The sequence below is a fragment of the Johannesbaptistia floridana genome (genome assembly GCF_057440575.1).
Genome location: NZ_JALKVM010000290.1, coordinates 1 through 9,118 on the forward strand (window position 1 = coordinate 1; position 9,118 = coordinate 9,118).

Annotated in this window: 5 protein-coding genes and 2 pseudogenes; 5 read left to right on the forward strand and 2 right to left on the reverse strand. The window is 41.1% G+C overall.

From position 1 onward, the window contains the following. The first annotated feature begins 480 nt into the window (after positions 1–480). The 4 genes from MW688_RS17735 (at position 481) to MW688_RS17750 (ending at position 7,413) form a co-directional block, all read left to right on the forward strand. Positions 481–2,061 (forward strand): 5'-nucleotidase C-terminal domain-containing protein, encoded by a 1,581-nt coding sequence (locus tag MW688_RS17735; protein ID WP_486737345.1) that lies wholly within the window; start codon positions 481–483, stop codon positions 2,059–2,061. Between the two features lie 613 nt (positions 2,062–2,674). After that, positions 2,675–4,462 carry a group II intron reverse transcriptase/maturase gene (gene ltrA, locus MW688_RS17740; protein WP_486737346.1) on the forward strand — a complete coding sequence of 596 codons (1,788 nt, stop codon included), beginning with the start codon at positions 2,675–2,677 and terminating at the stop codon, positions 4,460–4,462. A 64-nt stretch (positions 4,463–4,526) separates the two neighbouring features. Next, positions 4,527–5,822 carry an FG-GAP repeat domain-containing protein gene (locus tag MW688_RS17745; RefSeq protein WP_486737347.1) on the forward strand — a complete coding sequence of 432 codons (1,296 nt, stop codon included), beginning with the start codon at positions 4,527–4,529 and terminating at the stop codon, positions 5,820–5,822. 244 nt (positions 5,823–6,066) lie between these two features. Continuing rightward, on the forward strand, positions 6,067–7,413 hold the full coding sequence (locus MW688_RS17750; RefSeq protein ID WP_486737348.1) for a mechanosensitive ion channel family protein: 1,347 nt from the start codon (positions 6,067–6,069) through the stop codon (positions 7,411–7,413). Between the two features lie 761 nt (positions 7,414–8,174). On the opposite strand, the pseudogene MW688_RS17755 reads toward MW688_RS17750, so the two are convergent. Both MW688_RS17755 and MW688_RS17760 read right to left on the reverse strand, forming a co-directional pair. Then, positions 8,175–8,438 (reverse strand): annotated as a pseudogene (locus tag MW688_RS17755) (iron uptake porin); the annotation flags it as partial. A gap of 48 nt (positions 8,439–8,486) precedes the next feature. Next, positions 8,487–8,753: pseudogene (locus MW688_RS17760) on the reverse strand (MFS transporter); the annotation flags it as partial. Between MW688_RS17760 and MW688_RS17765 the strand changes: the two are divergent. Continuing rightward, a complete protein-coding gene (locus MW688_RS17765) occupies positions 8,659–8,880 on the forward strand; it encodes a hypothetical protein (protein WP_486737349.1) in 222 nt (73 codons plus the stop codon). The pseudogene MW688_RS17760 and the gene MW688_RS17765 sit on opposite strands and share 95 nt — an antisense overlap. Positions 8,881–9,118: the final 238 nt, after the last annotated feature.

Consider the following 9,118-nt stretch of genomic DNA (forward strand, 5'->3'; position numbering starts at 1 on the left):
TGTTGGGTTTCGTGACCAAGGGCCCAACCTACAGGCTACAGGCTACCTTCTTACTTCAAAACTCATCTGACGGTGCGTTACGGGCTTCGCACGCTTCACACCCTACTAATACTTGTGAAAAAAGTGCCCAGTAGTAGGGGCGCAAGGCTTGCGCCCATCGCTCATACTTGCGCCCTAATTTATTATGTAAAAAAAACTTACTTTTTCACCAGTAGCCTATATAGCAATTCCTATACTCATGAGGTACATTTTTTGTTCTTTATTCTTTTTATTCTAGAGCGTTTTTTGGACTCATGAGGTTGTACCTAACTCTCTTGCCTCCTGCCTCCGTGCCTCGGTGCCTCCTGCCTCAAAAGGATAACCTTAACCTGTTGATAACCTAATCTTAATCTTTGTTAACTAAGATAAAATGATGTTTGACTAACCTAGAGATTGGGAAAAAGTCAAACAGAGTAAACAAATACCCTAAAACAAACAACAATGGAAGAAGAATTTATTCTACAGATATTACATGCCTCTGACCAAGAAGCAGGAATACCAGCTTTAGAAGATGCGATCGCCTTTAGTGCGGTGATGGAGGCAGTAGAAGATGATTTTGATAACACTCTAAAACTATCCTCAGGAGATTTATTCATTGCTGGTCCTTTTTATGATGCTAGTCGTAGTATCTATGACTCTAATGGAGACCCGGCAAATCAACCGGGTATCGCTGATATTCTCATTCAAAACGAATTAGGTTGGGATGCAGCAGCAGTTGGTAACCACGAATTTGATACTGGGGATGTAAACTTCTTTAATCTACTTGCTGCCAATGAAGATATAGTTAATGGTGATGAGGGTGGTGCAGGTATCGGGGAAGATGGTTATCCTGGAGCCCAATTTCCTTATCTAGCAACTAATTTAGATTATTCTGAGGCAGAAATACCCGAAGGTTTAGAAGTAGTTGAGGGTGGAAATGCACCTGAAGCTAATACCCTCACCAGTAGTGTAGTAGTTGAAGTAGGTGGAGAAGAAATTGGGGTTTTGGGTGCAGTAACTCCCTACTTACCATCAATTGCTGGTATTGGTGATGTAGAAATGCTCACCGGAGATGACATTACTGCTACTACACCAATTGATACTCAAGTAGATGCTTTAATTGAAAATCTCCAGCCTGAAGTTGAAGCTTTAGAAGATGAAGGCATCAACAAAATTATCTTGATGACTCACCTACAACAGGCAGAGATTGAACAAGCATTAGCCGAAGCTTTAGTAGATGAAGGTATTGGTGTAGATATCATTATTGGTGGTGGTTCTCACCGAGTCATGGCTTCTCCCGATACACCATTACGAGAAGATGAAACTCAAACATCAGACCAAATATTAGAACCCTATCCTCAAGAATTTAGTGATGGTGGTGACACTATTTACTATGTTAATACTGGGGCTAATTATCGTTATTTGTCACAGATAGTCCCTGTTTTTGACTCAGAGGGAACAATTATCGAAATAGCCGATGAGAGTCAAACCTTTGCTACTGATATTGATGGTGTTGACCGTCTCTACGAAGAAAATATAAATGACATTGAAGATGTTAAAGAAGTAGCAGACCCTGAGGTAGTCGAAATTGTTGATAATTTGGGTGAGTTTGTTAACAGTTTAGATGGTACTATTTTTGGTCAAACTGAGTTCTTCTTAAATGGTCTCAGAGAGAGTGTTAGAACTGAAGAAACTAATCTGGGTAATCTCACGGCTGAAGCTAACGATTACTACGCAGAGCAATACTTAGAAGAATATGGCGATGAATTGCTCGAAGGATATGATGAGATTCAAATCTCCTTTAAAAATGGTGGTGGTATTCGTGATGCCATTGGTACTTCTTCAGTGGCAGGAGGAGGAGGGGAATTAGTCCAAAGCCCTCCCCAAGCTAATCCCGCGGTAGACAAAGAAGAGGGGGAGATCTCAGAACTAGATATTAGTAACTCTCTGCGTTTTAATAACACCCTGACAGTGGGAGAAGTAACTGCTGAAGGTTTGTATGAAATCGCTGAACACGTGCGACCCGTTTCTAGAGAGGCTTAAACTCTAGACCTAGCAAAGGCTTGAATCCTAGGAAAGCTGCTAGAGAACTGATTGATGATAGAGGTTAAATTCCTCTACCCGTAGTACCGGGTTAAAGCGTCTGAGATAGGCATGAGAATGGTCATCAACATTGTCTAAAGCTCTCAGAAAAAGCGGATAAGGACGCCAGCCTAGGCAACGACGCCGCAAGCAAAGTTACTCATGACTAGGTTACACGAACTCTGTCAAAGCCTCGTTACGATTGCGCTGCCAAACTAGGCTGACAGGCAGCAGACAAATAGTCAAAGCCCGAAAGGATGTTAAAGTGTGTTCGTTAACATCGTACTCAATAAGTAAGGCCGGGGTATTCAGAGAGTCTAAAAGTAACGTGAAATCGTCAATCGGAACGGGGGAAACCTCCTATATCCTCTTAGATAGGTCGATATCTAAGCAGTAACCAGCGCAAGGGATAGGAGGCGAAGGATGTCAACCGTAGCATCGGTGCGACCCGGCGCCGTCGTACGGCGCTCTTAGAACGCGCACCAAGAGAAACGCCAATCTGTAATGGATTGGATAAGCTGAAAGTTGACCGATTACTTGAATAGTATAGTTGTTAGTAGTGAACGAATAAAGCATGAATAAGGATAACACCGAGTATAGCGATTGGCAGTCTATCAACTGGAAACAGGTAGAAAAGACTGTCTGGAAGTTACAAAAGCGAATATACAGAGCCAAAGTTTCGGGAAACCAAAAGCTAGTCAAGCGTCTTCAACGGTTGTTAGTTAACAGTCGTAGTGCTAAAGCCTTAGCCATACGCAAAGTAACCCAAGAAAACAGAGGGAAAAGAACCGCAGGGGTAGACGGTCGCAAGGTCATCACCCCAAAACAACGCATGGGTCTAATGGAAAATCTCAAGATTGACTGTAAAGCCAAACCGCTTAGAAGGATTTATATCCCCAAAGCCAATGGTGAGAAAAGCGGAGCGCGAGAGCGCCGGCAAAAGGCGCTCAAAGACGCGCACCAAGACAGACCCCTATCTATCCCTACTATTAGAGATAGAGCAGTCCAAATGCTCCTAAAGATGGCTTTAGAGCCTGAATGGGAGGCGGTCTTTGAACCAAACTCTTATGGGTTCAGACCAGGTCGGTCGTGCCATGACGCGATAGAGGCAATATTTCTCCAAATTAAGCGAAAACAGAAATGGATACTAGATGCCGATATCGCGAAATGTTTTGACAAAATAAACCACCAATACCTATTGGACAAATTAGGAGACTGTCCAATAGCATTTAAACGTCAAATCAAAGCATGGTTAAAGTCTGGATACATGGAGAATAATGGTCTATTCCCTACTGGGGAAGGCACACCACAGGTCGGCGTGATCAGCCCGCTTTTGGCCAATATAGCCTTACACGGAATGGAAAATAGACTCAACGAATGGGTGAAAACGTGGAAGGGAAGAAAAAACGCCAATCTGAGCTCCTTTAGCTTTATTAGATACGCCGATAACTTTGTTGTGATACACGAGTCAAAAGCAGTAGTTGAAGAAGCCAAGGAAATCATAAACTCATTCTTGCAACCCATTGGGTTAACTCTCAAGGATGAGAAAACCAAGATTGTACACACTTCCGAGGGTTTTGACTTCCTAGGATTTAATGTCCGACATTACAAACTAGGAAAACACCAAAGTGGAAAATCCCACAAAGGATTTAAAACCCTCATTAAACCTTCTAAAAAGGCAATCAAAAAGCACTACAAAAAGATAGCAGAAACCATAGGCAAAAATAAGGCTGTCCCTCAAGAAACCCTTATCAAGCTACTCAACCCAATAATTAAAGGTTGGTGTAATTACTACTCTACCCAAGTGAGTAAAGAAATATTTAGCGGGCTAAACCATCTCACATATCAAATGATAAAAAGGTGGTGTTTCAGACAACACCCCAATAAAAGCAGAACATGGGTCATAGATAAATATTTCAAGGAAGTCACGACAGGCAGGACAAAAGTGCAGAAGAAACTCAAAAACCGAAAGTGGGTATTCAAATCCGACAAGGGACATGAGTTATTCCAACACCCAGACACACCAATCGTAAGACACGTCAAAGTCCAAGGGATAAGAAGCCCTTATGATGGAGATAAAGTTTACTGGGGGCAAAGGCTATCTACATCAATCGAACTAACAACCAGAGAACAGGAGTTATTGAAACGACAAAAAGGACATTGTACTATCTGCCACAAGGATTTTCAACATGATGATATGTGGGAAGTAGACCACATAATCCCTAGATGTAAAGCTGGAAAGGATACGTATGATAACCTTCAGTTGATTCACGCGCACTGTCATGACGTAAAGACTAGAACTGATGGGACATACAACCGAGGTACTCGTGACAAGAGTCAAGTAAATCGAGGAGCCGTATGACGCGAAAGTGTCACGTACGGTTTTGCAGACGAGTCGGAGAGGTGACTCTCCCGCTTAGTTCGACATGGTTTCAGCCGTAGAGAATATTGATGGACGTTTTGGACAAGTTAGTGGGATAAAATATAGCTATGACCCAAATGCCCAACCTCGTACAGATTCTCAACCAGGAGAAAGAATCCAAAATCTAGTTCTAACAGACGAAAATGATAATGCGATCGCTACTATCGTGGAAAATGGCGAACTAGTTGCAGACCCCAATGAGACTTATAGTATCGTTACTCTAAGCTTTTTAGCAGAAGAGCAGGGTGATAGTTATCCTGATGTCATCGACCAACAGGCAAACTTGACTGATTTTGAAGAACCAGGTAGTCTAGATGGCGCTAGTATAACACCTGGTAGTGAACAAGATGCTTTAGCTGAATATTTAGCAGCTTTCTTCAGTGAAGAGAGTTTTGATGAGGAAGATACCCCCGTTAGTGAAGACCAAAGAATTCAAAATCTTGAGTTTACTGAAGATACGATTCTCGATGACAGTAACGGCAACGGCGGCAACGGCAATATTCCTGTAGATTCTGGTGATTTTAATAACGACAGCATCTCTGACCTAGTTTGGCGCAACCGTGTTACTGGAGAAAATGGCTTTTGGTACATGAATGATGCTGATGATGGCGGTACCTTTGGTCCTTTGGAAAAAGTTAGTATTGAATCAGAAAATAATCCTGCTTGGGTAATTTCTGGTACTGGTGATTTCAATAACAATGGTACTGAAGATATTCTTTGGCGCAACTTTGACACTGGTAGAAATGGTGTCTGGTTAATGAGAGATGGCGAACGTCAAGCGATTCGTCAATTTGAGGCAGAAACTGATACAAACTGGTATATAGGTGGTGCTGGCGATGCCAATCAAGAAGGTAATGAAGACCTTTTCTGGCGTAACTCAGAAACTGGTGATAATGGTATTTGGTACCTTGATGAAGACCTTGGTGTGGTAGCAAAAGTTGCTATTCAATCAGAGTCCAACATAGACTGGGAAATGGCAGGAGTCAATGACTTCAACAACGATGGCTTCGCTGATATTGTTTGGCGTAACTACACAACTGGAGAGAATGGCATCTGGTTAATGGGTGGTGAAGGCGGTCAAGAAGTAGATGAAATCGTTACTATCGACCCAGAACTTAATACAGAGTGGGCTATTCGTGGTACTGGCGACTTCAACAATGATGGTTTCGCTGATATTGTATGGCGCAATAGTGCTAACGGTAACAATGGTGTTTGGTTATACGATGGTAACCTAAATCGTATTGCTACTGTAGCCTTTGAAACTGAAGCTAATACTGATTGGCAAATTCGTAATCGTTAATAGTTAATATTCTGGGATATTAATCTATCTTTTAGTCCATTGTTTCTCAAAACTAGTTGTTGTATATTTTATATGGCAACTAGTTTTTTTTATGCACGTATTATAGCAAGCTCGCAAGTAGATGTTTACAACTGTGATAAAAAGCCCCCCTTAGTAAAGGGGGGTTGGGGGGATCATTTGTGATCAATCAAAATATATTGTGTTAACACGAACTACTGCTATAATATAGTAATTTTATTATGTAATGAGTTATACTTCCTTTTTTTCCTTCTCTTGGCAACGTTTCCTTAGTTTAGTAGTGGTTTTTATACTCCTAAGCATTCTTAGTCCCTTGGTTTTATCTCAAGATATCCCCCTACCTCCAGCAGAAACTGACCAAAATGTTACCGAAAGCAGTGAGAGAATATATTTTGATGATGTTACGGTTAGAGGGAGTCCTATTTTTCAAGTAGGAAGTTTACCGGAATTATCTGCCAGTGAACGTGCTGAGATTATTAGCCGTCGCATTGCCAGTTTATTAATTCAAGTGGAAGATCCCCAAGAAGTTCAAATACAATATGACCAAACAAGAAATATTGCGACTCTACAAGTAAATAACCGAATTTTGATGACGATAACTGAACAAGATGCCAATGATTTCGGTTTGTCAGTGCAAGAGTTAGCCGAAAAGCGTTCCCAACAATTAGAGACAGCTTTAGAAAAACAAGTTATTTTTGTAGATATTGGTCAAAGATTATATGGTACGATTCGTAAATTACTGCGGAGTGCGATCGCCGCTTTACCTTCTTTCATCGCTGCTTTAATTGTACTATTATTAACTTGGGTATTCGCTAAGCTAGTGGAAAAAGCTTTCCGTCTATGGGCAGCACAAACCGAGGGAGATTCTCACACAGAATTGTTAATTAGCCGTCTAGGTTACGGTGGTGTTTGGATTATTGGTACAATTATCGTTTTAGGGGTTTTGGGCCTAGATTTTGGGAGATTATTGACAACTCTGGGTTTAACTAGTGTGGCGATTGGTTTTAGTCTCAAAGATGTTCTCAGTAATTATATCTCAGGAGTAATTTTACTAGCCGCTCGTCCTTTTCGCATCAAAGACCAAGTGGTAATTGGCGATTACGAAGGTATAATTACTCAAATTCAATTGCGGGCAACTACTATCAAAACTTATGATGGACGCATAGTTTATATTCCTAATCAAGAAGTATTTCAAGCTAGTGTGATTAACAATACAGCCGCCCCTAAGCGCCGTAGTTCGGTAATCGTGGGAATTGACTATGATGCAGATATTAGCCGTGCTAGACAAGTTATTATTACAGCTTTAGAACCAGTTATTGAGGTGGAAAAATATCCTGAGGCAGAAGTATTAATTAAAGAACTCGCAGCTAGTACAGTAAATTTAGAAGTGCGCTTTTGGGTAAATTCTCAGCGCACTGAATTTTTAAAAGCCACATCTAATGCAGCTCAAGTAATCAAAGAAGCTTTGGAAAAAGCTGAGATTGAAATGCCTACGGATATTTATACTCTCATTTTTCGCAATTCTCCTAAAAATATCGAGAATAATAAAATTATGCACTACGAAAGTGAGTAATTTTTTTATAACTCACCTCTTCCACTAGTACTTATGTACCAAATTATTGTGAGCAAAAGTTCATTTCTCTTGAGCCTAAGAAAAGGGTCAAGAGAACAAAAGTACTGAATACGCCTTTTTGGTCAACCAATTTTTAAGCGCGATCGCATTAATTCTCTAACTCATTACTCATTACTCATTACTCAAAAACTCATAACTTCTTACTTCAAGACTTCAAGACTTCTTACTTCAAAACTCGTTACTCATTACTTCAAAACTCATTATTCATCCACCAGTAACATTAGGTAAAGATGCAAGATCTGAGTATAAGCCAGTAGGTTGGCATAAGCGCGGTAAAAGGTCGTGCAACCCAATAAATAACAGTCTGAGACTGGGGAGGTAAATTGTTGGGTTTCGTTACCTTGGGCCCAACCTACAATATCTACTGGTGGTGGAGTTCGGAGTTTGTAGTAGGGCTTTAGCCCTATCAATCTCACGGTGACATGACAATAAGGTTGAATCGGTTGGCACCTCATATCAAGTTCGGGTGAATACTTACGATAAAAATGAGGTGAGGCAAGAGAGGCAGAAGGAAAGGAAAAAGGTATGAAGGTAGAACTTTATCATAACTAATTAAACGGACATGATATCATATCATATCCGCTTATATAAGTAGGTATTGAAAACATTTGAGGGGGAGTGGCGGGAAAGGGATTAATAGATTGTAGGGTGCGTTAACATTCGTGTAACGCACCAAATTATCAGAAAAATACTTACAAATCATCAACAATTAAACTCTCTATTCTCTGTAAACAAGCATTTAAACCAGCTGCAAATTCATAACGGCTAAGAGAACTATTTCCTCTAAAAGTCTGATTGGGATAACCTTCTAAACATCCATAACGTTCTACTAACTCTCGTAAAGCTTGATATGCCCAATCCGTAGGTTGAACATCTCTTAATTCAGATACGGATACTACTTGATTAAGAGTATCTTCTTCCAGGTTAATTTCAGGGTTAGCCAAAGCCTGATTTACATGTATCATTGTTGCTACAGATAAAGCTGCTCCACGAATTTTGTTATTAAACATTTCTCCCAACATCACCCACACCACAGGACCCCAGGAGAAACCAAAACAAAATACATAGATATTCGCTGCTAATAAGGCAATTATCCCTGAACTTCCCGTTAACACTGGTTGCCCATCTACAATCTCAGCTCCACTAAAGACCGCAGCCATTGTACCTAAAGTAATGGTCATCCCAATGGAACCTAACAAAAGTAAGGGTTTACGACCAAACTTATCCACAAAGGCGATCGCCACCAAAGTTGTTACAATGTTAGTAACAGAAGTTATCACCGTTACTGTGAGTGCATTTTTCTCTGAGAACCGCGAGAGAAAACCTGCTCAAAATTGCCAGCCTTTACCAGTTAATGGTTTGGGGTCACAAATAACTTATGAAGTGGCGGAGAGCGCCTCCCAATAACTCAAGATTATTGACCAAAAAACAGCCTCTAAGGCGCTCTCCGCTTTCGCTGGCAATTTTGAGTAAGTTTATTGCACTCTGGTGCTTTGATCTAAATATAAGTAGTAGTAGGGGCGCAAGGCTTGCGCCCCCATCTTCGGCTTGCGCCCCCATCTTCGGCTTGCGCCCCCATCTTCGGCTTGCGCCCCCATCTTCGGCTTGCGCCCCCATCTTCGGCTTGCGCCCCCATCTTCGGCTT